This window comes from Kitasatospora sp. NPDC050463 (genome assembly GCF_040655255.1).
Taxonomy (GTDB): domain Bacteria; phylum Actinomycetota; class Actinomycetes; order Streptomycetales; family Streptomycetaceae; genus Kitasatospora.
In genome coordinates, this window is the sequence record NZ_JBFAJO010000013.1 from 114,095 (window position 1) to 138,174 (window position 24,080).

At 72.4% G+C, this 24,080-nt stretch carries 22 protein-coding genes; 2 read left to right on the forward strand and 20 right to left on the reverse strand.

The window, feature by feature from the left end; genetic code table 11:
- Positions 1-82: 82 nt before the first annotated feature.
- The 7 genes from AB0J08_RS11215 to hemL form a co-directional block, all read right to left on the reverse strand.
- Positions 83-487 (reverse strand): hypothetical protein, encoded by a 405-nt coding sequence (locus AB0J08_RS11215; RefSeq protein ID WP_360630510.1) that lies wholly within the window; start codon positions 485-487, stop codon positions 83-85.
- Positions 488-610: 123 nt separating this feature from the next.
- The gene (gene ccsB, locus AB0J08_RS11220; RefSeq protein WP_360630513.1) at positions 611-1,747 is read right to left on the reverse strand and encodes a c-type cytochrome biogenesis protein CcsB; all 1,137 of its coding nucleotides are present in this window, start codon (positions 1,745-1,747) and stop codon (positions 611-613) included.
- Positions 1,748-1,750: 3 nt separating this feature from the next.
- The gene (locus AB0J08_RS11225; RefSeq protein ID WP_360630516.1) at positions 1,751-3,559 is read right to left on the reverse strand and encodes a cytochrome c biogenesis protein ResB; all 1,809 of its coding nucleotides are present in this window, start codon (positions 3,557-3,559) and stop codon (positions 1,751-1,753) included.
- Positions 3,560-3,561: 2 nt separating this feature from the next.
- Positions 3,562-4,335 (reverse strand): cytochrome c biogenesis protein CcdA, encoded by a 774-nt coding sequence (locus tag AB0J08_RS11230; RefSeq protein WP_360630519.1) that lies wholly within the window; start codon positions 4,333-4,335, stop codon positions 3,562-3,564.
- Complete coding sequence (locus AB0J08_RS11235) at positions 4,332-4,940, reverse strand: TlpA disulfide reductase family protein (RefSeq protein WP_360630522.1); 609 nt, start codon at positions 4,938-4,940, stop codon at positions 4,332-4,334. Before AB0J08_RS11235 ends, AB0J08_RS11230 begins: the two co-directional genes overlap by 4 nt.
- 110 nt (positions 4,941-5,050) lie before the next feature.
- Complete coding sequence (locus AB0J08_RS11240; protein ID WP_360630634.1) at positions 5,051-5,698, reverse strand: histidine phosphatase family protein; 648 nt, start codon at positions 5,696-5,698, stop codon at positions 5,051-5,053.
- Positions 5,699-5,760: 62 nt separating this feature from the next.
- Positions 5,761-7,092, reverse strand: coding sequence for a glutamate-1-semialdehyde 2,1-aminomutase (gene hemL / locus AB0J08_RS11245; RefSeq protein WP_360630525.1), 1,332 nt, complete (start codon positions 7,090-7,092; stop codon positions 5,761-5,763).
- Between the two features lie 432 nt (positions 7,093-7,524).
- Here hemL and AB0J08_RS11250 point away from each other — a divergent pair, with 432 nt between their 5' ends.
- Positions 7,525-8,013: a hypothetical protein gene (locus AB0J08_RS11250; protein ID WP_218198242.1), complete on the forward strand. Its 489-nt coding sequence runs from the start codon at positions 7,525-7,527 to the stop codon at positions 8,011-8,013.
- 52 nt (positions 8,014-8,065) lie between these two features.
- Here AB0J08_RS11250 and AB0J08_RS11255 read toward each other — a convergent pair whose 3' ends face one another.
- The 9 genes from AB0J08_RS11255 to AB0J08_RS11295 all read right to left on the reverse strand — a co-directional run bounded on the left by AB0J08_RS11255 (position 8,066) and on the right by AB0J08_RS11295 (position 18,631).
- Positions 8,066-8,995: an EamA family transporter gene (locus AB0J08_RS11255; protein WP_360630528.1), complete on the reverse strand. Its 930-nt coding sequence runs from the start codon at positions 8,993-8,995 to the stop codon at positions 8,066-8,068.
- 181 nt (positions 8,996-9,176) lie between these two features.
- Positions 9,177-10,397, reverse strand: coding sequence for a biotin carboxylase (locus tag AB0J08_RS11260; RefSeq protein ID WP_360630531.1), 1,221 nt, complete (start codon positions 10,395-10,397; stop codon positions 9,177-9,179).
- 66 nt (positions 10,398-10,463) lie between these two features.
- The gene (locus tag AB0J08_RS11265) at positions 10,464-11,804 is read right to left on the reverse strand and encodes a hypothetical protein (RefSeq protein WP_360630534.1); all 1,341 of its coding nucleotides are present in this window, start codon (positions 11,802-11,804) and stop codon (positions 10,464-10,466) included.
- Between the two features lie 135 nt (positions 11,805-11,939).
- On the reverse strand, positions 11,940-12,680 hold the full coding sequence (locus tag AB0J08_RS11270) for a GNAT family N-acetyltransferase (protein WP_360630537.1): 741 nt from the start codon (positions 12,678-12,680) through the stop codon (positions 11,940-11,942).
- Positions 12,677-13,918 (reverse strand): ATP-grasp domain-containing protein, encoded by a 1,242-nt coding sequence (locus AB0J08_RS11275; RefSeq protein WP_360630540.1) that lies wholly within the window; start codon positions 13,916-13,918, stop codon positions 12,677-12,679. Before AB0J08_RS11275 ends, AB0J08_RS11270 begins: the two co-directional genes overlap by 4 nt.
- Complete coding sequence (locus tag AB0J08_RS11280; protein WP_360630543.1) at positions 13,911-15,167, reverse strand: ATP-grasp domain-containing protein; 1,257 nt, start codon at positions 15,165-15,167, stop codon at positions 13,911-13,913. The genes AB0J08_RS11275 and AB0J08_RS11280 overlap by 8 nt, the downstream gene beginning before the upstream one ends.
- An 89-nt stretch (positions 15,168-15,256) precedes the next feature.
- Positions 15,257-15,958, reverse strand: a complete 702-nt coding sequence (locus AB0J08_RS11285) for a hypothetical protein (protein WP_360630547.1) — start codon at positions 15,956-15,958, stop codon at positions 15,257-15,259.
- A 352-nt stretch (positions 15,959-16,310) separates the two neighbouring features.
- Positions 16,311-17,597, reverse strand: a complete 1,287-nt coding sequence (locus tag AB0J08_RS11290) for an MFS transporter (RefSeq protein ID WP_360630550.1) — start codon at positions 17,595-17,597, stop codon at positions 16,311-16,313.
- A 53-nt stretch (positions 17,598-17,650) separates the two neighbouring features.
- A complete protein-coding gene (locus tag AB0J08_RS11295) occupies positions 17,651-18,631 on the reverse strand; it encodes an ArsR family transcriptional regulator (protein WP_360630553.1) in 981 nt (326 codons plus the stop codon).
- A gap of 85 nt (positions 18,632-18,716) precedes the next feature.
- Between AB0J08_RS11295 and AB0J08_RS11300 the strand changes: the two genes are divergently transcribed.
- Entirely contained in the window at positions 18,717-19,994 is a 1,278-nt protein-coding gene (locus AB0J08_RS11300; protein ID WP_360630556.1) for an MFS transporter, read from the forward strand.
- 16 nt (positions 19,995-20,010) lie between these two features.
- Here the strand turns inward: AB0J08_RS11300 and AB0J08_RS11305 are convergent, their stop codons facing one another.
- The 4 genes from AB0J08_RS11305 to AB0J08_RS11320 form a co-directional block, all read right to left on the reverse strand.
- Positions 20,011-21,447 carry a PLP-dependent aminotransferase family protein gene (locus tag AB0J08_RS11305; protein ID WP_360630559.1) on the reverse strand — a complete coding sequence of 479 codons (1,437 nt, stop codon included), beginning with the start codon at positions 21,445-21,447 and terminating at the stop codon, positions 20,011-20,013.
- Positions 21,444-21,770 carry a hypothetical protein gene (locus AB0J08_RS11310; protein WP_360630562.1) on the reverse strand — a complete coding sequence of 109 codons (327 nt, stop codon included), beginning with the start codon at positions 21,768-21,770 and terminating at the stop codon, positions 21,444-21,446. The genes AB0J08_RS11305 and AB0J08_RS11310 overlap by 4 nt, the downstream gene beginning before the upstream one ends.
- 61 nt (positions 21,771-21,831) lie before the next feature.
- Complete coding sequence (locus tag AB0J08_RS11315; RefSeq protein ID WP_360630565.1) at positions 21,832-22,827, reverse strand: NAD(P)/FAD-dependent oxidoreductase; 996 nt, start codon at positions 22,825-22,827, stop codon at positions 21,832-21,834.
- A gap of 210 nt (positions 22,828-23,037) precedes the next feature.
- Positions 23,038-24,018, reverse strand: coding sequence for a ParB N-terminal domain-containing protein (locus AB0J08_RS11320; RefSeq protein WP_360630568.1), 981 nt, complete (start codon positions 24,016-24,018; stop codon positions 23,038-23,040).
- Positions 24,019-24,080: the final 62 nt, after the last annotated feature.

Consider the following 24,080-nt stretch of genomic DNA (forward strand, 5'->3'; position numbering starts at 1 on the left):
GGACCGGTGGGTCCGGGGCCGACGGGTGGCCGGCCCGCCCCGCGTCCGCCCTACGCTCTGACGGATGACGCCCTGATGGATGTCAGGCGGCGACCAGCGCGGCCGGCCGGCCGGCGTGCATCACGCTGAGGTTGGCGGCCAGCCGGCCCGGGTCCTGCGCCAGCCAGAGCCGCAGCGCGGCGCCCAGCATGGCGCTCGCCGAGCCGATCCGCACCTCGGTCACCTGAGCGATCCGGGCCGCTCCCGGCACCAGCAGGTCCGCCAGCGGCGTCGGCAGCCAGACGGTCAGGGCGCACGGCGCGGGGGCCGTGAGGGCGCCCAGCAGCCGGTAGGCGTCCCCCGGCGAGCTGAGCGTGGGGATGATGTCCAGCAGGCCGTCGGCCACGACCTCGGACACGTCGCTGCGGTGCCCCTGGGCGAGTCTGCGGAGCAGTGTGCGCTCCGCAGCGGTGATTCGGACGGTCAGCATGACCTCGTCGCACTCCATCGCGCGATTTCCTCCTCGTTCCTCCCCGTGCCGGCGCGGGTCGGCCGGCACGAACTACCCCTGTCACACCTCGGCCCGGCTTCCCCTCGTGCGGAGCGCCGGGCCGTGGGTGGCTTCTCCCGGTCAGATCCCCGCGTAGGAGTGCTTTCCGGTGACGAAGATGTTCACGCCGTAGTAGTTGAACAACCAGCAGGCGAACGCCGCCAGCGCCAGGTACGCGGCCTTGCGCCCCTTCCAGCCGGCGGTAGCGCGGGCGTGCAGGTAGCAGGCGTAGGCGACCCAGGTGATGAAGGACCAGGTCTCCTTCGGGTCCCACTCCCAGTACTTGCCCCAGGCCGCCTCGGCCCAGATCGCGCCCGCGATGATGGTGAAGGTCCAGAGCGGGAAGACCAGGGCGTTGATCCGGTAGGACAGCTTGTCGAGCGTGGACGCGGCGGGCAGCCGGCGCCAGACCGACGGCGAGGTGCCGAGCGGGCCCGTGGCCAGGCCCGCCGCCATCCGCTTGTCGAACGAGTCCTTGCCGATGTACAGCAGGGTCGCGATGAACGCCGCGTACAGGGCGCCGCCGCAGATGATCGCGGTGGAGACGTGGATCGCCAGCCAGTACGAGTGCAGCGCCGGGACGAGCTGCTCGGACTCGGTGTACAGCACCGAGACGGCGATCCCGAGGGTGAGCAGCACCGCCAGGGTGACCGGCAGGCCCAGCCAGCGGACCGGCTTCTTCGCGAGCAGCAGACCCAGGAAGGCCACCGTCATGGCGAGCGCGAAGGCGCAGGAGAACTCGTACATGTTGCCCCACGGCCAGCGGGAGACCGAGAGGCCGCGGGTGAGGACGCCGGCCGCGTGCAGCAGGGCGCCGAGTGCGGTGAGCGAGACCGCGATCCGACCGGAGAGGTCCGCCTTCTCGCTGGTGCCTGCCGCGCCCGGACCGTCCACCTCACCGTCGCCGCGCCCGCTGGTCACCACCGTCGCGCCCTCGCCGGCCAGTGCGGTGCGGGTGAGCGTGGTGGTGCCGCCGCCCGCGGAGGCGACGGTGACCGTCACCTTCTTGGCGCCCTTGGCCGTGGCCTCGGCGTCGGCGACGGTCTCGGCCAGGCCGCCGGCCTGCTCGGTGGAGCGGACGGCGACGGCCCCCTTGGAGCCGAAGGTCCACTCGAACATGTAGGCGAACATGGCGATCAGGTAGACGGCCATGGCCGAGTAGATCAGCTTGTTGGACAGGTCGGCCAGCTGTGGGTCGACCGCCGAGGCGAGGTGCACCGTCTACTCCTTGGAGTTCTGGTCGGCAGGGACTGCGGGGTCTGCGGGTGCCGGAGCCTCGTCGGCCGCGTCGGCCGCGTCGGTCTCACGGGCGGCGGAGGTGTCGGGCTCGGGCGTCTCGGGCCCGGGGGTGTCGGGCTCGTCGGTCGCGGGCGCGTCGGTCGCGGGCGCGTCGGTCGCGGGCGCGTCGTCCTGGAGGTCCACCGCCAGCTCGGCCAGCTCCTCGGCGATCTTCGCCGACTCGCTGCGGCCCAGCCCGGCCAGTTCGACCAGGGTGCCGCCGCCGGGCAGGGCCACCGCCCGGACCCAGATCCGGCGCCGCTGCACGAACAGCGAGCCGATCAGGCCGAGGATCGCCAGCACCCCGCCGGCCAGGGCGATCGCGTTGCCCGGGCGGTGCGAGATGTTGAAACTCGCCCACTGCTTGTAGCCCTCGAAGGTGACGCTGCCGTAGCCGTCCGGCAGCTCCCACGCCTGGCCCGGCTTCAGCCGGACCTTGGCGATCTTGCCGTCCTGCTGCAGCTGGGTCAGGTTCTTGGTGTTGAGCTGGTAGACGTTCTGCGGCAGGCCGGAGTCGGTGCCGAGGTCGCCCGCGAAGGCGTTCAGCACCAGTGCCGGATCCGCGTCGCCGGGGAAGAGCGAGCGCGGGCCGGTGTTCGTGTCGAAGGCCACCGGGGCGGTCGGCAGGAAGAACCCGGAGAAGCCCATCTGGGTCCGCCGGCCGTCCTTGTCGCCGTAGTCGGAGACCTTGATGACGCCGGTGGAGGTCAGGTTGGCGTCCTGCGGGAGGAACGGCGTCGCACCGGTGTAGACGACGTCGCCCTTGGCGTTGCGCACGGTGACCACCGGGGCGTAGCCGTGGCCGATCAGGTAGACCTTGCTAGCGCCGATCTCCAGCGGGTGGTTCACCTCGATCGCGCCCTGCTTCAGCTTCGCCGCGTCGCTGCCCGCGTAGTACTCGACGTTCGCGGTGAACTGGCGGGCGGCGCCGATCTGGTCGCCCTTGGTCTGGAAGCGCGAGGTGAAGTCGTTCAGCTTCAGGTAGAACGGGTCGAGGTCCTGGGAGCCGTAGAACCGCGAGCCGGTGAAGTCGTCGAGCTGGGTGATCGTGTTGGAGTAGCCCTCGCCGGCGACCATCAGCTTGCCGCCGGTGCCGCTGGCCAGGCTCGCCCAGGCGAAGCCGCCGAGCAGCGCGAACAGCGACAGGTGGAAGACCAGGTTGCCGACCTCGCGCAGGTAGCCCTTCTCGGCGGCCACCGCGCCACCGGCCAGGTCCGCCCGGAACCGGCGCCGGCGCAGCAGCCGGTGCGCGGCGGTGTTCACCGTCTCGGCGTCCGCCCCGGTGCGCCAGGCCGCGTAGACCGGCATCCGGGTCAGGTTGCGCGGCGCGGCGGGCGGCTGGGCGCGCAGCACGCCGACGAACTGCCAGGTGCGCGGGACGATGCAGCCGGCCAGCGAGACGAACAGCAGGATGTAGATCGCCGAGAACCAGACCGAGCTGTAGACGTCGAACAGCTGGAGCTTCTGGTAGATCGGCGCGACCGTGGTGTGCTGGGCCTTCCAGGTCTCGACCTTGAACTCGTTCTGGCCGTTCTGCGGGATCAGCGAGCCCGGGATGGCGGCCAGCGAGAGCAGGAAGAGCAGGATCAGCGCGACCCGCATCGAGGTCAGCTGGCGCCACGTCCAGCGCAGCCAGCCGAACGCCCCCATGCCGGTCGGGCCGTCCGACTCGACCGGGGCGGTGGTCAGCCGCTCGGCCGCGTCCTCGACCGCCTGCGGGGGCAGCTCGGTATCGGTCGTGGTCTTGCTCACGGTCAGATTCCGATCTGGAAGTCGGCGGTCCAGGACTGCATGTCGTTCACCATCGAGTCCCAGACCCCGGTGACGAGCAGCAGACCGACCACGACGAGCATGCCGCCGCCGATCCGCATGACGAGCGGGTAGTGCCGCTTGACCCAGCCGAAGGCGCCCAGCGCCCGGCGGAAGGCCACCGCGGCCACGACGAACGGTACGCCCAGGCCCAGGCAGTAGGCGGTCATCAGCAGCGCGGCGCGACCGGCGTCGGCCTCGTTGAGCGCCAGGTTCTGGACGGCGGACAGGGTCGGCCCGAGGCAGGGCGTCCAGCCGACGCCGAAGACCACGCCCAGCATCGGCGCGCCCAGTAGGCCGACCGCCGGGCGGCGGTGCGAGCGCAGCTCACGCATGCTCAGCCCGGGCACCAGCCCCATGAAGGCCAGGCCCATCACGATGGTCAGCGAGCCGAGCACGATCGAGATGACCCGCTTGTGCTCCTGCAGCGTCGAGCCGAAGTAGCCGAACAGCGCGCCGCCGGAGACGAAGACGGCGGTGAAGCCGAGGATGAACAGCAGCGCCCCGGCCAGCATCCGGCCGCGCCGGGCCCCGCGCGCGTCCGCGAGGTCGGCGGCGGAGAAGCCGGTGACGTACGACAGGTAGCCGGGCACCAGCGGCAGCACGCACGGCGAGAAGAACGAGGCCAGACCGGCCACCAGCGCGATCGGCGCGGCCACCAGCAGCGCCCCGCTCTGGATGGTCCCGGTGGTGTCGGCGAGTCGGACGACGGCACTCACTGCTGCTGCTCCGCGAGCACCGGCTGGATGATCGACTCCAGGGCGTCGTCGAGCTGGCCGCCGATGGCCCGGGCGGCGAGCCTGCCGTCCCGGTCGACCACGATGGTGGTCGGCACGGACTGCGGGTTGAGGCTGCCCTTGGGGAACTTCAGCAGCTGGGTGCCGGCCGGGTCGTACAGGCTCGGGTAGGTGACGCCCCGCTCCTGCTCGAAGCGGACGGCGTTGGTGAGCTCCGGGTCCCGGGTGTTGATGCCGAGGAACTGGACGCCCTGGTCCTTGTACTTGTCCCAGACGCGCTGGAGGTCGTCCGCCTCGGCCCGGCAGGGCCCGCACCAGGAGCCCCAGACGTTGAGGACGACGACCTTGCCCCGGTAGTCCGAGAGCTTGACCGGGGCGCCCTCCAGGGTGTTGCCGGAGAGGTCCGGCGCGTCCTGGCGGTGCCCCACCGCGGCCTTCGAGATGTTGGTTCCGTTGGCCGAGACGAAGCCGATCTGGCCGTCACCGCTGGCCGACGAACCGGAGGAGGAGCATCCGTTGAGGACGAACGCGGCAGCGGCGGCGGTGGCGGCTGCCGCTACGGCGAGACGGGGACGGGGGCGCGTCATGCCAGACATGTGAAAAGTTTCGCATGGAGTCCCGGACAGGTTCGGGGGGGTCCGACATTCCGTGTCGAACCCCCTCTGACCTGCGACTGGACCAGACCGGTCGAAGGCGGTCAGGCGCCGAAGCTCTTACCTACCGGCTTGCTCCTGCCGCCCTTGCCGACCAGGTGCGCGGGCAGCAGGTCACGGGCCGGCTCGCGGTAGCCGACCGAGACGATCCGGTCGCCCTCGTAGGTGAAGCTGGTCAGCGAGGCCAGCGAGCACTGCCGGTTGCGCGGGTCGTGCCAGAGCCGGCGCCGCTCCACGAAGGAGCGCACGATCCAGATCGGCAGCTGGTGGCTGACGCAGACCGCCTCGTGGCCGCGGGCGGCGTCCCGGGCGGCGGCCAGCGCGCCCATCATCCGCACCGCCTGCTCCAGGTACGGCTCGCCCCAGGACGGCTTGAACGGGTTGGTCAGGTACTTCCAGTAGCCCGGGTTCTTCAGCGAGCCGTCGCCGACCCCGAAGGTCTTGCCCTGGAAGATGTTGTCGGCCTCGATCAGCCGCTCGTCCACCGCGAGGTCCAGGCCGTGCGACGTGGCGATCGGCGCGGCGGTCTCCTGTGCCCGCTCCAGCGGGGACGCCACCACGTGGGTGATGTCCCGGCCGGCCAGGTCCTCGGCCACCCGGTCGGCCATCTGCCGGCCCAGCTCGGACAGCCGGTAGCCGGGCAGGCGGCCGTACAGGACGCCCTCCGGGTTGTGCACCTCACCGTGTCGCATCAGGTGGACGACGGTGGTCTCGTTGGCGCTCACTTCTCAGTACTCCTGGGGATTGGCCGCGGCTACGCGGGCTGGGCCTCGGCGGCCGCGCGGGCGGCGGCCGGCAGTGCGGCGGCGATCCGCTCGACCGCCCGCTCGTCGTGGGACGCCGAGACGAACCAGGACTCGAAGGCGGACGGCGGGAGGTAGACGCCCTCGGCGAGCATCGCGTGGAAGAAGGCGTTGAAGCGGAACGCCTCCTGGGTCCGTGCCTCGTCGTAGTTGGTCACGGCTGCCTCGGTGAAGAACACCGAGAACATGTTCCCGGCGGTCTGCAGCCGGTGCGCCACGCCCTCCTTGGCCAGCGCGTCGGAGACCATCGTCGACACCTCGGCGGAGACCCGGTCCACCGTCGCGTACACCTCGTCGGTGCAGCCGCGCAGCTGGGCCAGACCGGCCGCGGTGGCGATCGGGTTCCCGGAGAGGGTGCCGGCCTGGTAGACCGGGCCGGCCGGGGCCAGGTGGCCCATCACGTCGGCGCGACCGCCGAAGGCCGCCGCCGGGAAGCCGCCGCCCATCACCTTGCCGAAGGTGAGCAGGTCCGGCGCCCAGCCCTCGTTCGCCGCCTCCAGGCCGTACCAGCCCGCCTTGGAGACCCGGAAGCCGGTCATCACCTCGTCCGAGATGAACAGCGCGCCGTTCTCCCGGCAGAGCCGGGCCAGGCCGCCGTTGAAGCCGGGCAGCGGCGGGACGACGCCCATGTTGCCGGGCGAGGCCTCGGTGATCACGCAGGCGATCTCGCCCGGGTGCGCCCGGAAGGCCTGCTCGACCGCGGCCAGGTCGTTGTACGGCAGCACGATGGTGTCGCCGGCCTGGGCGCCGGTGACGCCCGGGGTGTCCGGCAGGCCGAAGGTCGCGACGCCGGACCCGGCGGCGGCCAGCAGCGCGTCGACGTGCCCGTGGTAGCAGCCGGCGAACTTCACGATCTTGGCCCGGCCGGTGAAGCCGCGGGCCAGCCGGATCGCCGACATGGTCGCCTCGGTGCCCGAGGAGACCAGGCGGACCTGCTCGACCGGGGCGACCCGGGCGACGATTTCCTCCGCCAGCTCGACCTCGCCCTGGCCGGGGGTGCCGAAGGAGGTGCCGTGCGCGACGGCCCGCTGCACGGCGTCGATCACCGCGGGGTGCGCGTGGCCGAGGATCATCGGGCCCCACGAGCACACCAGGTCGACGTACTCGCGGCCGTCGGCGTCGGTGAGGTAGGGGCCGGTGCCGGACACCATGAAGCGCGGCGTACCGCCGACCGCGCGGAAGGCGCGCACCGGGGAGTTCACGCCGCCGGGCGTGACGACCGAGGCGCGGTCGAAGAGCGACTGGGACTGGGGGGCTTCGTAGGGGTAGCTCACGGGAGACATGGTCTCAAATCGTGTCCTTCACCTCTGCATGTCGGACCTCATCATCTGGAACGATGATCCGGGCGACGAAGTCTGTACGGTTATCCGTACAACGGGGCCCCTGGCGACGCCGGCTGCACGGACCAGTCAGACTGTGGACTCCGGGTGTGCAGGAGCTCCGGGTATTTCAGGGGTGTGAAGAGGACTGCCGCGTGCCGCGACTGGGTACGGCGGCGCATGACGGGTAAGGAGCACGTCCGGTGGGACGCCGGACGTGCGGGGGTCTGTCGATTCCGGCGAATTCCGGTGAGGATGGTCCGAGTGTCCGAGGCGCAGGACGGCTACGACGAGGCCGCGGGTGGCCCCCGCCGCCCCGCCGAGGCCGCACGCGGGGGTACGGGAGCGGGTACGGGGCGTGGCGGTCGCGGTCGTGAGAGGCGGGGTGAGGGACGCGTGGGGGTGACGTACAAGTACTTCGGCGCACCCGACCGCGCCACCGCCGCCAGAGTCCCCACCGCGCTCGGCCCCGGAGGGCTCGGTCTGGACGCGGGCGAGCTCGGCTCGCTGGGGCGGCTCGGCGACCTGATGGAGACGAGCGGCTCGCCCAACGGCCACCTCTCCACCAAGATCAAGCCGGAGACCATGAGCGCCATGGTCCTCACCGGCATCCAGGGCGTACCGCTGCACCAGGTCCCGCCGCTGGAGCTGGTCGTGCTGCACCCCGACTACGCCGTGGTGCAGCTCCCGCAGAACGTCGTCGAACCGCTGCGCAAGGCCGACGAGACGGAGCTCGGCGCCGCCGCGTTCATCTGGTCCACCGTGCCCGACCGGCGCGGCCCCCGGGACGCCTTCGTGATCTACAGCATGCTGCACGAGTGGCAGGACTTCGCGAACCGGCTGCACGACGCCGGGCACCAGCTGTACTGCCTGGTCTGGCCGTGACGACGACCGCGCGCGTCCACCCCGGGGTGGACGCGCGCGGTGGGTGGGCGGGTCAGCCGGTGGTGGCCTTCTCCGGGGTCGGGACGGGCTCGGCGGGCTGCTCGGGCACCCGCTCGCCGCGGCGCACGGCACCGAGGCTGGCCGCGACCACGCAGACCACGCCCGCGAGTTGGAGCAGGCTCATGGTCTGGTGCAGCAGCACGAAGCCGATCAGCGTGGCGAAGCCCGGCTCGAAGCTCAGCAGCGTCCCGAACGCGGCCGTGGTGAGCTTGCGCAGCGCGAGCATCTCCAGGACGTACGGCAGGACCGGCAGCAGCACCGCCGCCCCGGCCGCGCCGAGCAGGATGCCCGGGGTGAGCACCGGCACGGCGTGCACCAGCCCGAACGGCGCGGCGACCACGGCCGCCACGGACAGCGAGATGGCCACCCCGTCGACACCGGAGAACCGGTCGCCGACGCGCTGGGTGAAGACCACGTAGCCGCCGAGCGCCGCACCGGAGGCGGCGCCGAAGGCCAGCCCGACGAGATCGACCGAGCCGTTCCACGGCTGGGTGAGCGCGAGCACGCCGCAGACCGCGAGCAGCGGCCAGATCACGTCGATCCGGCGGCGCAGACCGGCGACCGCCACGGCGAGCGGCCCGAGGAACTCCAGCGCGCTGGAGACCCCGAGCGGGATCCGGTCGATGGCCTCGAAGTAGCAGATCGTCATCACCGCGCTCACCGTGCCGAGCGCCGCCGCGAGCAGGAGGTCCTGCCGGCTGCGGCCGCGCAGTCGCGGCCGGGCCCAGATCAGCATGATCGCGGCCGCGAAGGCCAGCCGCAGCGAGGCGGTGCCGAGCGGCCCGGCCGTCGGGAACATCCAGGTGGACACCGCGGCGCCGGACTGGACGCAGATCATCGCGCCGACGGCGAGGGCGGCGGCGCCGTAGGTGCCCGGAAGTGCCTTGCGAGCACGGCCCGTCGTAGTGGTCGCTGGGGGCATGAGGTGGTGGTCCTTCCGCGGTGCTCGGGCACGGGTCTCGGTCTCGGATCCGGCCGTGGGGGGTGGCCCACGGCCGTTCGCCACGGTCACGGTACGCAGGTCGGGGCCTTCCTGACAGGCCGTCTCGACATGTGCGGGCCACGGCTGTTGGAGATCCGGACTCCGGGCTCCCGGGCCACCGTCACACCGCGGCGGCTTCCACCGTCTCCGCCGCGACGGTGTAGCCCTTGAACGTCTCGGTGATCGACTCCAGGACCTCATCGGCGGTGGCGCCGCGGAACCGGAAGCGGCCGCCGACGTGCTCGTAGCCGTGCGCGACCGGCAGGACGTCGCCCACCTTGGCCAGCGACTCGGCGTACGGGCCCGGGGTCCGGCCGACCATCGAGGTGATCTGGGTGAAGCGGCACGGCCGGGGCGCGGGCGCCGGGACCACCAGGAAGCCGGCGACGTCCTGCGCGGCCCAGTCGATGCCCTCCTGGAGCGGCACCCCGAGCTGGAGGTGGAACGCCGCCTTCATCAGGTCGTACCCGTGCACCTCGCGCCAGAGGAACGGCGTCTCCGCGCCGCCGACCCGGGCACCGGTCTCCAGGAAGGAGCAGGTGGCGCCGGACTCGGTCTCCTCCAGGAACAGCTCCAGGTGGAACGGGGTCGCCCGGTCGGTCAGCGCGCGCATGTACCGCTCGGTGGCCTCTCCGATGATCCGGTGCAGCTCCGGGTCGGCCTCCTCGATGGAGCCGTAGAAGGTGCCGTGGGCGAAGTCGAGGCAGGTGTTGACGTAGCGCGAGCCGCGCCAGACCAGCAGCCGCTCGCCGTCGAAGATGCCGTCCACGTGGCAGATCAGGTGCGGGTTGCGCACCTGCACCATGAGCTTCCAGCGGCCGAACTCGACGCGCGCCAGGTCCTCCGGGCCGGAGATCACCACGACGCCCGCACTGCCGCTGCCGTCGCGCGGCTTCACCACGAGGTCCCAGCCGTGCTCGGCGGCGAAGGCGGTGATGTCCTCGGCCTCGGACACCGCGGCGAAGGCCGGGATCGGCAGGCCGGCGGCGGCGATCCGCTCGCCCATGACCACCTTGTCGCGGAACGCGAGGACCTCGTCGAGCCGCATGCCGGGGAGCCCGAGCTCGGCCCGGACGATGGCGGCGTTCTCCAGGTCCTCCTCCTTCAGCGTGATGAGGCGGTCCGGGGCGCCGTGGCGCTCGGCGAGGCCCAGGACGGCGGCGCGCAGCTGCGCGAGGTCCTGGATGTCGTCCAGGGTCACGATCTCGGCCGCGCCCTCGGGGACGGCTCCGCGCCCGAGCGGGCTGGTGATGTACGTGACGGCACACCGCGTGTGGTCGATGTAGGCGGCGTAGTCGGCGTAGGTGTCCTTCCAACGGTTCATCACGATGACGTGTGACATTCCGTGGTCTTCCGACGTTCTCACTTCACCCATCCTGATTGTGTACGGCGGTTCGGCGCGGACGGCTCAGTACGTCAGCACCGAACCGGTGTGGACCTGGTCGATGGAGCGGTGCCCGATGACCTCGGTGGAACCGGCCGGGACGACCCGGGCCTGGGCGCCGGCGTAGCCGTCCGGCTGGTAGAAGACGCCCCAGAGGGTCTGCCAGGGCTTCTCCTCGCCGGTCGCCGGGTCGACCATGAACTCCGTGCGCGGGACGACCCGCTCCTGCACCACGCAGCCCGCGGCCGCGCCCTCGGTGAGGGCGGTCCGCCAGGCGTCCTCGGCCGTCTCCCAGCCGGCGACCACGCCGTGCCCGCCGAACAGGTTGTTGGGCTTGAGGATCAGGGTGTCGCGGCGCGCCATCAGGTCGTCCAGGCGACCGGGGACCAGCAGGTCCTCCGCGCGCTGGAGGGACCTCGTCCAGGGCAGTACGCGGTCGATGACGCCGCGCTCCTCGGCCGTGAAGCCGATGGCGTAGTACGGGTCGGAGAGCAGGGCCATGCAGCCCTTCTCGCCGAAGAGGTTGCTCTGCAGGGTGTGCCAGAGCAGCACCTTGCCGGCCTCGTGGGCCCGGAAGACCGGCTCGGCCAGCTCGACGAACGCCGGGTCCTCCAGCAGCTGGTCGGTGTCGAAGGCGCGCCACACCACGTCGATGACGTGGCCGTCCAGCACCAGCCGGCCGTCCTTGACCTCCAGGTCGTCCAGCTCGCCGAGGTGGAGGTCCAGGCCGAGGCCGCGCATGACGCGGTGCACGTTGTACCAGGTGGCCGCCCCGAAGGTGTCGAGCCCGCCCGGGCCCTCGATGATCGCGACGACCGGCTCGCGGTCGCCCGCGATGACCTTGGCGGCCTCCTTGATGGTGCGCACCGTCTCCCGGCCGGTGTGCACGTAGCCCAGGCCGTGCTCGGCGGCGAACGTCGCGAAGGCGTCGATCTCCAGCAGGCCGCGCGGCACCTCGCCGGCCCAGTCCCAGCCGCCGAGGTCGCTGCCGATGCCGAACTCCAGCAGCTTGAAGGCGTCGCCGTCGTGGTAGACGTCGGCGCGGCCGAAGACCACCGGGGTCTGGTGCGCGTGGCGGCGCATCAGCTCGGCGCGGGCGCCGCGGACGCCGACGGCGTCGAGGAAGCGGTCCAGGTCGCCGTCGAAGAGCCGGTCGGGCAGCGTGGTGAGCATCCCCAGCAGGGCCATCAGGTCGTCGGCGAAGGCACGGATCTCGCGCTCCTCGACGAAGTTGGGGCGCGGCGGGTAGGGGCGCTTCCAGGTCGGGATCGCCGGGTTGGCCGCCAGCGTCCGCATGACGTCGACCAGGCCGTTGCCCGGGATCTTGCAGGCGGCGTTGTACGCCTCGGTCACACGGTTGGTCATCGTCGGTTCTCCGTCATCACGTTCTCCGCACTCGGTTCCGTACTCGAGTCCCGCACTGCCGTCGGCGGGGCGCCGGCCCCCCGAGCCGGCGTCCCGCCACTACCACCTCGGGCCGGCGCCCCCGCGCCGGCCCGCTCAGAGATCCAGCACCAGGTCGGTGACCGGCCGGGTGATGCAGAGCAGCACCTCGTCGTCCTCGGGGTCGACCCCCGGGTCGGTGTTGTAGCTGACGGTGCCGCGCTTGATCCGGACGGCGCACGTCCCGCACACGCCGGCCCAGCAGAGCGACTCGGGCTTCAGGCCGCCGCGTTGGGCGAACATCAGCAGCGCTGTGGAGGACGGCTCCCAGCGCAGCGTCTTGCCCGAGCGCTGGAACTCGATCTGGAGATCGGCGATCCGCCCCAGGGTCTCCAGCGCGTCGTAGCCGCCGGCGGTGTCCCGGCGCAGGACGGTCGGCGACGCCTCGGTGAAGCCGAGCGCGGTGAACCACTCCCGTGCCCCGCCCGGCTCCACCCGGACCTCCGTCACCGGCTCGCCGCTGAGCATCAGCAGCACGGCGGCCACCAGCAGCCGCCCGAGGCCGATGCCCCGCTTGGCCGGCGCCACCGCCAGGTCGTACAACTCGGCGCCGTCGCCGGTGCGGTGGACACCGACGCAGGCGACCACCGTGCCGAGCTGCTCGATCAGGCAGAACTCCTCGATCCGCTCCGCGTGGAAGTCCTCCGGCCGGTCCGGCAGGGCGGCGCCCGCCGAGCGGGTCAGCTCGCCGACCGCCGCCAGCTGGGCGGCGGTGGCCCGGCGGATCTTCACCTCGTCGATGTCCGGCCCGCCCCGGGCGATCAGGATCCCGACCGGGCTGGTGAGAGCAGAGGTCATCGGGCGGCCGGCCCCTCGTGCTCGACCACCAGCCGGTAGCGGTCCATCACCGCGAGCGCCGCGCGCCGCACGGCGGCGTGGTCGGTGCCGCGCAGCCGGAACCGGCCGCCGATGTGCTCGTACCCGCCGGTGCCGTCGAAGACGGTGCCGACCTCGGGGACGACCTCCGCGTACACCTCGTCCACGGTGTCCAGCAGCGAGGTGCGGGACACCACCGTGCTGGGGTACGGCCGCGGTTCGGGAATGCTGACCCAGCCGCCGGCGACCCCGACGGGCAGCGCCTCGGCCGCCACCGCCGGCGGCAGGCCGATGGTGGCCCGGAACGCCTCGGCGAACAGGTCGATGCCGAAGAGGTCCCGGTGCACGAAGGGCACCTCCGCGCCGCCCGGGCGCAGGCCGACCTCCAGGAAGACCAGTTCCCCGCCGGCCGTGTCGAACAGCTCCAGGTGGAACGGGCCGTCGACGAGGTCCAGGGCGTCCAGGCAGCCGCCGGCGAACTCGGTGACCCGGTCCAGCCGGGGCCCGGGGTCGAGCAGGACCGACCCGAGCGGGGTGCCGGTCAGGAAGTCCAGGCAGGTGTTGATGTACTCCGACGCGCTGACGAAGTGGAACTTGCCGCCCCGGCGGATCCCGTCCACGTGCAGGATCGCGCCCTCGACGTACTCCTCGCACTCGTAGCCGTCGAGCTCCTCGCCCTGCTCGACCAGCAGCGCGGCCAGCTCGGCCTCGTCGCGGACGAGCACCACGCCGCGCGCCGACCAGCCGGCCCGGGGCTTGAGGATCAGCGGCAACCCGACCTCGGCCGCGATCCCGGCGGCGGTGCTGCCGGCGTCCAGCCGGCAGAACCGCGGCACCCGCAGCCCCGCACCGCCGACGATGTCCTTCATCCGGGCCTTGTCGCGGAAGGCGGTCACGAACTCCGGGTCCCAGCCGGGGACTCCGAGCTCCACCCGCAGCTGCGCGGTGGAGAGCACGTCGTACTCCGAGGGGCCCACGACGGCGTCGAAGCCGCCGTGCAGCTCGGCGAGCCGCCGGGCGACGGGCAGCAGGGTCCCGATCTCCAGGTCGTCGACCACGACGAGGTCGAGGGCGCTCTCCTCGTCCAGGATCGGCAGGCCGCAGGGCAGCGTGATGTACGCCAGCCGGCAGCTGCCCGGCTCGACGAACCGGTGGTACTCGCCGAACTCGTCGTCGAACCGGTTGATGACCAGGTACTGCGGGATCTCTCGACTAGACAAAGCGCACCTCGTCCCGGACGGCGTGCCAACGCGTCGCGGCGTCCTCGTACGACTCGGCCGTGTAGACCACGTGGCCGAGGAAGCAGCGGAAGTCCTCGGCCGGCGGGATCGGCTCCCCCGGCCGGACGTAGAGCTGCACCTCCAGGGTGTCCGGATGGGCGCGCAACTCGTCCAGACCCTCGACGTCCTGGTACTGCGTCAGCCCGTAGGCCGTGAAGCAGGCGATGCCCACGTACTTGGCGGTCGGCGCCGACTCGGCACCCACCTCCTCGGCGGTCAGACCGGTGTAGCCGGCGAGCATGATCCGCACCTGGGAGACCCCGGTGACGGCCTCCACCAGGTTCGGGATGCGGTGGCCGGCCAGCCGGGCACCGAGCTCGATCAGGACCGGCTCCCCCGCCGGCAGCCGCAGCTCGCAGTGGAACGGCCCCCGGGTGACGCCCAGCGCCTCGCAGACGCCGGCCACGTAGGCGTCGATGGCCGCCTTGGCCTCCGGGGCCGCCGGGTGCGGCATGATCTGGCCGAGCTCCACGAAGTAGGGCTCCGGGCCGAGCATCTTGGTGGTGACGGCCAGGACGACGGCGCGGCCGTCCTCGACGTACCCCTCGACGCTGACCTCGGGACCGTCCAGGTACTCCTCCAGCAGCACCGGGCCGTCGAGCACCCGGCCGAGGTCGGTCCGGTGGTCGGCGCGCAGGCTGCGGAAGGCGGCGAGGAGCTGCTCGGGCGAGTCGACCCGACTGACGTGGATGCTGCCCGCGGACTCGGTGGGCTTGAGGACCGCCGGGTAGCCGACGTGGGCCGCGGCGGCGAGCAGCTCCTGCTCGTCGGTGGCCTCGGCGTGCCGCGGCACCCGCAGCCCCGCCGCCTCGACGAGCCGGCGCATGGTGGCCTTGTTGCGCAGCCCCCGCGCGGTGTCGGCGCGCAGACCGGGCAGGCCCAGGGCCGGGGCCAGCCGGGCCACGGTGTCCACGTAGAACTCGAACCCGGGCACGATGCCCGCCAGCGGGCGCTCGGCGTGGAGTGCGGCGGCGGCCTCGGCCAGCGCCTGCTCGTCGTTGGTGTCCACCACGACCAGCCGGTCGACGTGGGCGCGGGCCGCGTCCGGGAGGCGACGGTCGTCGACGTCCGCCGACGCCACGACGGTCTCGAACCCGAGCGCGTGCGCCTCCGCGAGCAGGGCGACCCCTGACGAGCTCGGCTCGACGATCAGGACGCGCCCGCGCGGGGCGGGCAGTTGTTCAGACATCAGTGTTCAACCCTCACGGACGGGTGCGCGACATGATCAGGGGCGGCCGGCACGGGCGCGGCGGGTGGCCGCGCCCGTGCCGTTCTCACTCAGACCCCGGCGGGCTGCTTGCTGCCCACGGTCAGCTCGTAGAGCTCGGCGAAGTAGTCACCGATGAGCTCCACGAAGGTCGCGAGGTCCTGGTACGCCTGCCTCGGGGTGCCGAACACCTCGACCGCGCGGGCGACCGTACGGAACATCAGCTCGTCGTGGTCGTGCGACTCGTCGAACTCGATGTGGGTCGCGGTGCCCGCGACGAACTCGCGGCCGAAGTCCTCGGCGGCCTTGTTCGTGATGGTGGGGTTGTAGCGGTCCGAGTACCACTCGACCAGCCAGTCCCAGACCGTCGTGGGCGCCGGGCCACGCGAGTCGGCCTCGAGACGCAGGTAGCCCATCAGCTTCTTGGTCGCCGGGAAGACATCGGTGGTGTCGATGTCCTCCTGGGTCAGACCGAACTTGAAGAGGTCACGGGTGAACATGCTCTCGTGACCGAACTCCTCCGCCAGGTACTTGGCGAGGTGGGCGGCGAGGGTGTCGTCCTTCGAACCGACCTTGAAGAGGGCGTAGGTGTCGACCTCGTTGTTCAGACGGATGCGAAGCACGGTCTCGGTGATGTGACGGATGTAGAAGTCCCGGTCCGTCCACTCGCCGGCGTGCAGCTCGCGCATCTTGGGAACGCGCTGGAACTGCTTCTCCATCAGCTCGGCCGCGAGGTTTTCCAGCTTCTCGCGGTCCAGGGTTTCCGCTGCCACTTGTTTCCTCCTAGTACCAATGCGCTGCCATGCCAGGGAGGCGCCACATACTGCTCCGAATGTGCGGCTCAATGGCGCATTCCCCGTCGATAAGGACGCTAGCAACCGGCGCGGTGCTCGGACAGTGCCAATTCATCATGCTTGGCACCATGGCTCCGGCCGCCCGGCGTGCGAAAAGGCCCGTGGCCGGCTCGGTGGAACGAGCCGGCCACGGGCCGAGGAATTACCGGAGCGTCGGAGAAACAGCCGACGGGTTAAATCGGGCACCGCCGAAACGCGCGGCCGGAGAAACAGTGTGCGAATAGCGGGGGCCGCCGCGGCCCCGGGGGCGACGGCCGGACGGAAGCGGAGGTCACACGGTGGCGGGAGCCGCCACGAGCTCGTCCTCCGGCGCGGTCGGGAGCTCCCGCATGGAGCGCAGCGGCGAGATCACGACCGGCAGGACGGCGAAGAGCTCGCCGACCACACCCACCCACATCGCGGCCCGGACCCCGTAGTTCTCGGCCAGCACCCCGGCGAGGAGCGCGCCGATCGGCACCACGCCCCAGACCATGAACCGGATCGTGGCGTTCATCCGGGCCATCAGGTGCTTGGGGGTCACCCGCTGCCGGAAGCTGACCTGGGTGACGTTGTAGATGATGAACGGGATCCAGCCCAGGCCGTGCAGCACGATGCCGAGGGCGAGCCGCCAGTCGTCCTGGTAGAGCGGCAGGGCGAGGAACCAGCAGACCGTGCTGGCGACCATGCAGATCCAGATCGCCGGCCCCTGGCCCAGCCGGGCGACGACCCGCTCCGCCAGCACCGCGCCGGCGATGCCGCCCACCGCCGCGGCGCTGAAGACCAGGCCGACGAGCAGCGCCGACAGGTGCAGGGTGTCCGCCAGCAGCACCACCAGCAGCGAGATGCCGATGGTGCCCCACAGGTTGGAGATCGTCGCCGTGGCGGCGATCGGCCGCAGGATCGGGTGGCCGAGCACGAAGCGCAGGCCCTCGCCCATCTCCTTGCGCAGGTTGCCGTCGGTGCGGGGCTCCGCCCGCCGCTCGGGCCGGCGGATGCGGGTCAGGAACAGCGCGGAGCCCAGGAAGCTGACCGAGTTGACCGCGATGGCCAGCGGTGCGCTGAGGACGTTGATCACCGCGCCGGCCAGGCCGGGCCCACCGACTTCGGCGACCTTGCGGGTCGCCTCCAGCTTGGCGTTCCCCTCGACGAGCTGCTCGTCGGCCACCAGCGAGGGCAGCACGCTCTGATAGGCCACGTCGAAGAAGAGGGTGAGCACCGAGGTGCCGAAGGTGACGGCGTAGAGCTGGGTCAGCGTGAGCGCGTCGAAGGCGTGGGCGACCGGAATGGAGCCGAGCAGAATCGCGCGGCCCACATCGCCCACGATCATCACCCGGCGGTGCCGCATTCGATCGACCCAGGCACCGGCCGGAAGGCCGAGCAGCAGGAAGGCGAGGTACTGGAACATCGTGAGCAGTGTCACCTGGAAAGGCGTGGCGTCCAGCTCTTTGATCGCCAGATACGGCAGGGCGAGCAACGTCACCGCCGAGCCGATCTGGCTGATGGACTGGCCGGCCCAGAGTTGCCGGAAATCGTGGTGGGAAATCAGGCTCTTTTTGGGCGCCGGGCTCGATTGGGACACCAGAGGAGCATGCTGGGCGGCCGGTCGGTCTGTCAACGCGATACCGCCCGGAACTACGTCTGCTGCAACAGGGCCGTCCCCAGGTCACTGACCGTGTAATTCACCTCGCGCCGGTACCGGTGGCTGGTCACCAGCCCGGCGTCGCGCAGCACCGCGAGGTGCTGGGAGACCGCGCCCAGGCTGAGTCCGGTGCGGGCGGCCAGCTGCGTGGTCGTGGTCGGCGAGCTGGTGCAGGCCAACAGCTGGGCCCGGCTGCGGCCGAGCAGGCGGGCCAGGCCGTCGCCCGCGCTCTCCCGGCGCTCCCAGAGCACCCCGAGCGCCCGGGACGGGTAGACCGCGCCGGGCGGGCACGACCGGTGGCCGGGCAGCAGGTGGAACCGGCCCGCGAAGGCGCTGGGGGTGAGGGTGATCCCCGCCCCGCCCAGGTCCAGCCCGGCGGCCGGGAGGTCCGGCGAGACCAGGCGGTCCCCCGCCCAGTGCAGGCTCGGGTGGAGGCCGCCCAGCACCTGCTGGATGCCGTCCTCGGCGAGCTGGCGGGTGCGGTGGGCGATGTCCGCCTCCAGCACGGCGCGGATCCGCGGCCAGTGCGGCTTGACCGCCGCCAGCCACCAGGCGTGCACGGCGTCGGCCAGCTCGGGCAGCGCCCGCTCCGGGTCCTCGGCGATCCGACGCCCGAACGGCGACCGGGGCTGCACCGGGCAGGCGGCGCCGAGACCGGCCCGCACCTCCTCGGCCGGGGTGGCCAGCAGGATCGCGAGCTCCTCCTCGATCTCGGCCAGCGGGCAGCGCGGAGACGGCGTCAGGAAGGCCGGCCCGTCGTCGTGCAGCGGCAGCAGCAGGGCGCTGAGCGGCGCCGTACGGACGGTCAGGCCGCGGTCCTGCCGCAGCGCCAGAGCCCGTCTGATCCAGGGGAGGTGGACGACGTGCCGGCCCGGGTCGGCAACCGCCCGGAGGCTGGCGACCGTCTCCCAGAGCGGGGAGATCGCGAACCTGATGTTGACGATGTCGTGCACGCCGAACCGCAGTTCACCCATGGCCTCGTCCTCCGCCCGCCTGCGAGGTTTTCGCCCAGACTAAAACAATGGCCGTTCCGGCTCCAGGGTGGTGGTGTTGGCGGCCATGACAGCGCCTCGCACCAGTCTCTTCCGCCATACCGACTTCCGTCGGTTCTGGGCGGCCGACTCGGTGAGCCAGGCGGGAACGGCCGTCACGCTCATCGCCCTTCCGCTCGTCGCGATCGGCACGCTCCACGCCACGCCCTTCCAGGCGGGCCTGCTGGTGACCTTCGAGTACCTGGCCTTCCTGCTCATCGGCCTGCCGGCCGGTGCCTGGGTGGACCGGGTGCGCCGGCGGCGTGTGATGGTCCTCGGCGACCTGGGCCGGGCCGCGCTGCTCGCCTCCGTCCCGATCGCCTCCTGGCTGGACTGCCTGACGCTCCTCCAGCTGTACGGTGTGGCCTTCGGGATGTCGGTCTGCACCGCGTTCTTCGACGCGGCGCACGGCAGCTACCTGCCCCATCTGGTGGAGGACGGGCAGCTGGTGGAGGCCAACGTCAAGATCGAGGCCAGCCGCAGCACGATCCAGGTCGGCGGGCCGGGTGCGGGCGGGGTGCTGGTCGGGGCACTGACCGCGCCGGTGGCGATCGTGGTCGACGCGGTGAGCTTCGTCCTCTCGGCGCTCTTCGTGAGCCGGATCAGACGGCCCGAGGAGCGGCCGCGGATCCGTCCGGACGCGAGCCTGCGGGCCGAGATCGGCGAGGGGCTGCGGTTCGTCTTCGGCGACCGGCTGCTGCGGTCGATCACCCTCACCGCGGCGATCTCCAACATGTGCGGCACGATCGGCGCCTCGATGCTGCTGGTGCTGCTGGCCGGCGAGCTCCACCTGTCGCCGTTCCTGTGCGGGCTGGTGTTCACCGCGGAGGCCGTGGGCGGCCTGATCGGGAGCCTGGTCACGGTGCGGATCGTGACCAGGTTCGGCCAGGGGCCGGCGATGTGCGCGGCGATGATCACCAGCGCCGTGCTGTGGCTGCTGGCCCTGCCGATGTACCAGGCCGACTGGCGGTTCGCGGTCGCCCTGGCGCTCCAGGCCCTGGGCTGGGTGGTCTTCATGACCTTCAAGATCACCGGGGTCGCGTTCCGCCAGCAGCTCTGCCCGAAGCCGCTGCTGGGCCGGATGACGGCGACGGTGCGCTTCCTGGTCTGGGGCGCGATGCCCCTGGGCGCGCTGATCGGCGGCGTGCTGGGACAGAGCCTGGGCGTCCGGCAGGCGATGTGGGTGGGCGTCATCGGCGAGCTCTTCGCCGTCCTGCCGGTCCTCCTCTCGCCGCTGCGGCGGATGCGCGAACTGCCGAGCGCGCCGGCGCCGGCGGGCGGGGCGCCGCTGGCGCTGGCGCCGTGACGGCGGCCCGCCGGCATCAGGCCGCCGCCTGCGCCCGCCGGCTCCCCCGGCTGCTCAGCACGACCTCCCGCCAGGCCTCCGCGAGGCGCTCGCAGCCCGCGACCAGCGTCCGCTCGTCGGCGACGAACGGGATCCGGATGTGGCTCTCCAACGTGCCGTCCACGCCGAACCGGCCGCCGGAGAGGATCTCCAGCCCGCGCCGGCCCGCCGCCTGCGCCAGTGGCGAGCCCAGCCGGGCCCCGAGGTCCACCCAGAGCGAGAGTCCGCCGTGCGGCAGGGAGAACCGCCAGTCGGGGAAGTCCCGCGCCAGCAGGTTCACCAGCACCCGGCGGCGTTCCAGCAGCAGTTCCCGCCGCTCCCGCAGCAGGCTGTCCGCGGACTCCAGCACCCGCAGCCCGATGAGCTGGGTGAGCAGCGAGTTGCCGGTGTCGACGAGGTTGCGCAGCCCGATCAGCCGGGCGATCACCGGCTTGGACGCGCGGATCCAGCCCACCCGCAGGCCGGCCCAGCAGGTCTTGCTCATGGTGCCGATGGTGATGACGTGATCGGGCGTCGAGTAGGAGGCCATCGGCGGGGGCAGCTCCTCGCCGTCGAGCGCGAGGTCGCGCAGCGCCTCGTCGACCACCAGGTAGGTACCGGAGCGGCGCGAGGCGTCGACGATCGCGGACCGCGCGGAGTCCGGCATCACCAGGCCGGTCGGGTTGTGGAAGTCCGGCATCAGGTAGGCCAGCCGCGGTGCCTCCTGGCGCAGTGCGGACTTCCAGACGTCGGTGTTCCAGCCGTCCGCGCCGAGGCCCACGGTCAGCAGCCGGCGGCCCAGCGCCCTGGTCAGGTCGATGACGTTGGGGTACGTCGGACTGTCGGTCATCAGCGCCTCGCCCGGGCGGGACAGCAGGCGGATGATCAGGCCGAGCGCGTGGTCGGCGCCCGCGGTGACCAGGATCTGGCCGGGGTCGGTCGCGGCGCCCCGGCGGGTGAAGTCCTCGGCGATCACCCGGCGCAGGTCGGCCACGCCCGCGACGTCGTAGCCGAGCAGGTGCGAGTACCGGCCGAGGTCGCCGGCGGCCAGCCTGGTCGCGGCGCCGAGGACGGCCTCGGGGGCGGGCAGCGAGGCGACCGCCAGGTCGATCGACCCGGCGCCGCGGGCCGCCAGGGAGTACGGGGCCCGGGTCCGTCGGCCGGGTTCCGGCAGTCGGACGAACGAGCCCGCGCCGCGGTCGCTGGCCAGGAACCCCCGCTCGCGCAGGATCCGGTAGGCCGCCGTGACGGTGTTGCGGCTGAGCCCGCACTGGGCGGCGAAGGTCCGCTCGGCGGGGAGGCGGGCCCCCGCCGGCAGCCTGCCGTCGGAGATCAGCACCTGGAACGCCTCCGCCAGGTCCGCGTAGGCCGGCCCGGCCGCCCGCCAGTCGCCGAGCATGCGAACGACCTGGGAGGCCGTCAGCGCGTAGCTCAACGCGCCGACGGACCGGCGGAGGCGAGGTCCGCTTCGGTCCCGCTGAAGGGGGAGTTCAGCCGGACGCCCACCGAGCAGGGCACCGGACCGGTCCGGGCGGCGGTGGCGGTGGCGGTGGTCAGCATCGCGCCCAGCTGCCGGGCGTTCTCCTCGGTGAGGATGAACTCGATGTGGTCGCACCGCTCGGAGTTCCGGCCGTGCCGGCCGACCAGGACGTGGAGGGAGACGTTGCCCTCCGCGTCGAGCGTGGCGGTGACCGTCCCGTCGACCACTCCGGGGATCACGTCACTGAACTGGCCCGATTCAATCTGAGGTGTCGTCATCATTGGCTTCCTCTCATCGGTGTGGCGGCACGCGCCGGAGCGCGTCGGGGCGGTCGTCGGCTCAGGCCGGACCGGACTGCGGAAAGTCGGACGAGTGCTCCGGGGCCAGCTGGGCACCGGGGCGCAGCGCCACGGCCGCGTGGTTCACCGCGGTGGCGGCCTCGCCGAAGCCGACCGAGATCAGCGGGACCCGGCCCTCGTACGTGCAGCCGTCCCCGACCGCGTACACCTGCGGCAGGCTGGTCCGCATCGCCGCGTCGACCAGGATCTGGCGGTTCTCCAGCGCCAGGCCCCAGTCGGCGATCGGGCCCAGTTGGGAGGAGAAGCCGAGTGCGGCGACCAGGGCCTGGGCGGGCAGCGCCAGTTCGCCCTCCGGGGTCCCGACGGTCACGCCCTCCAGCCGGTCCGCGCCGTGGCAGGCGGTGACCTGGGCGTCGGTGACGACCCGGACCGGGGCGGCGTACAGCTGCTTCACGCTGTGCTCGTGGGCCCGGAAGCTGCCGCGCCGGTGGACGACGGTGACCGACCGGGCGATCGGAGCCAGGGCCAGCGCCCAGTCCACCGCGCTGTCGCCGCCGCCGACGATCACCACGTCGCGGTCGCGGTGCTCCTCCAGCCGGGGCACGTGGTAGGCGACGCCCCGGCCCTCGTAGGGCAGCGAGCACGGCAGGGTGCGGGGCACCACGCGGCCGATGCCGGCGGAGATCACCACCGCCCCGGCGAGGATCCGGCTGCCCGCGTCGGTGGTGAGCTCCCACCCGGTGCCGTTCGGCACGAGGGTCGTCGCGGTCTGCCCGAGCAGGTAGCGGGGCTCGAAGGTCGCGGCCTGCTCCAGCAGGTTGTCGATCAACTCCCGCCCCTTGACCGCGACATGGCCGGCCACGTCGTACAGCCGCTTCTCGGGGTAGAGCGCGGCCACCTGGCCGCCCGGCTGCTCCAGCGCGTCGATGACCGCACTGGTCAGACCGCGGAACCCGGCGTAGTACGCGCCGTACAGGCCCGCGGGGCCGGCTCCGACGATGGCGATGTCGACAGTGGACTCGGTGGCTGGCGCCACGGCCGTCTCCTTTGGTGTTCGGAAGCAGGGATGGTCGCGGTCCGGCCGGCCAGGGCGCAGGCTCGGGGTCCGGAGCCTGCGGTGTCGACGCGCTGCGGGCGCCGAGCACGGAGGAAGGCGGGACGAACGCGCGGAGAGCCACCACGCCGGTGGCTCTCGTCGCACTCACGGCAGCAGCGCGTCGATCCTCGCAACGCTCGTGATCGAGCGTCAAGAAGCCTTGGGGCGGCCACCGTCCGGGAGGTCGGCCCGCTGGGCCAGCTCCTCGGCGAAGCGGCTCCACTCGCGCGCGAAGCTGCTCGCGAGGTCGGCCACCGCGGCGGCGCAGTGCGGCGGCACGGCGGCGATCAGCTCCTGGCCGGTCCGCGCGTCGAAGTCATGGGTGCCCAGCCAGCGCAGCAGCAGCCGCCCGGACTCGGTGAAGCGCAGCGACGGGTCCTTCGCGAGCCGCTCCAGGATGCCCGACCGGTCGGGCTCCGGGGTCCGCGACCGCGCACCCTGGCCGGGCCGGGCCGGGAGTGCGCGACGGTCCTGCTTCGGGAACCGGCCGGCCAGCCGGAGCGGGTCCTCCCCCTGCCGCAGCAGTCGGCGCACCTCGTGCGCGGTGCTGGACGAGATGCCCACGGCCTGCGAGATCTCCCGCAGGGTCGCCTCGGGCCGTTCGGTCAGCAGCGCGACCGCGGCTCGGCGGCCCTCGACGGGATCCACCGGACGGATCCGCCCGTCCTGGCCGACCCGGGCGCTCGACTGAGGATTTTCCTCGCTCGAACGCCGCCTGATCGCCCCCACGGTCTTCGGCGACAGCCCGGTGGTGCGGGCGATCGCCCGGTCCGACCAGCCCGGGTGGGAGCCGAGGATGCGGGTGGCCGCCGCCCGGCGGTCCCCCAGGGTCAGCGGGAGGCCGTGCGCCACGTTGGCCTCGACCGAGCGGATGAAGATCTCCTCCTCCGGCCCGTCCAGGTAACGCACCCTGATCTGGCGCTCGCCCCGCAGGGCTGCGGCGCGCAACCGGTGCATGCCGTCGACCACCCGCCGGGTGGCCCGGTGCACCAGGATCGGGTCGAAGGCCGTCCCGCTCTGTGCAAGCGTCTCGACATGTCCGCTGTCCTCGCCCGCGAGCCGCGGCGAGTCGGCCGGCCTCAACTCCGCGATCGGCACGCTGTTGACCTCGGACGTGACAGCCCCCGTCACTGCCCCCACCCCCTTCTCCGCTACCGCCTCATAAGACAGCACCCTTCGATCGCTTGCCAAGT

Bases quoted from the DNA above. Each gene is read 5' to 3' on its own strand.
- AB0J08_RS11260 (WP_360630531.1), bottom strand. From the start codon at position 10,397: ATGTCACACGTCATCGTGATGAACCGTTGGAAGGACACCTACGCCGAC.
- AB0J08_RS11265 (WP_360630534.1), bottom strand. From the start codon at position 11,804: ATGACCAACCGTGTGACCGAGGCGTACAACGCCGCCTGCAAGATCCCG.
- AB0J08_RS11280 (WP_360630543.1), bottom strand. From the start codon at position 15,167: ATGTCTGAACAACTGCCCGCCCCGCGCGGGCGCGTCCTGATCGTCGAG.
- AB0J08_RS11240 (WP_360630634.1), bottom strand. From the start codon at position 5,698: ATGCGACACGGTGAGGTGCACAACCCGGAGGGCGTCCTGTACGGCCGC.
- AB0J08_RS11300 (WP_360630556.1), top strand. From the start codon at position 18,717: ATGACAGCGCCTCGCACCAGTCTCTTCCGCCATACCGACTTCCGTCGG.
- AB0J08_RS11310 (WP_360630562.1), bottom strand. From the start codon at position 21,770: ATGACGACACCTCAGATTGAATCGGGCCAGTTCAGTGACGTGATCCCC.
- AB0J08_RS11270 (WP_360630537.1), bottom strand. From the start codon at position 12,680: ATGACCTCTGCTCTCACCAGCCCGGTCGGGATCCTGATCGCCCGGGGC.
- AB0J08_RS11295 (WP_360630553.1), bottom strand. From the start codon at position 18,631: ATGGGTGAACTGCGGTTCGGCGTGCACGACATCGTCAACATCAGGTTC.
- AB0J08_RS11255 (WP_360630528.1), bottom strand. From the start codon at position 8,995: ATGCCCCCAGCGACCACTACGACGGGCCGTGCTCGCAAGGCACTTCCG.
- hemL (WP_360630525.1), bottom strand. From the start codon at position 7,092: ATGTCTCCCGTGAGCTACCCCTACGAAGCCCCCCAGTCCCAGTCGCTC.
- AB0J08_RS11235 (WP_360630522.1), bottom strand. From the start codon at position 4,940: ATGACGCGCCCCCGTCCCCGTCTCGCCGTAGCGGCAGCCGCCACCGCC.
- AB0J08_RS11215 (WP_360630510.1), bottom strand. From the start codon at position 487: ATGGAGTGCGACGAGGTCATGCTGACCGTCCGAATCACCGCTGCGGAG.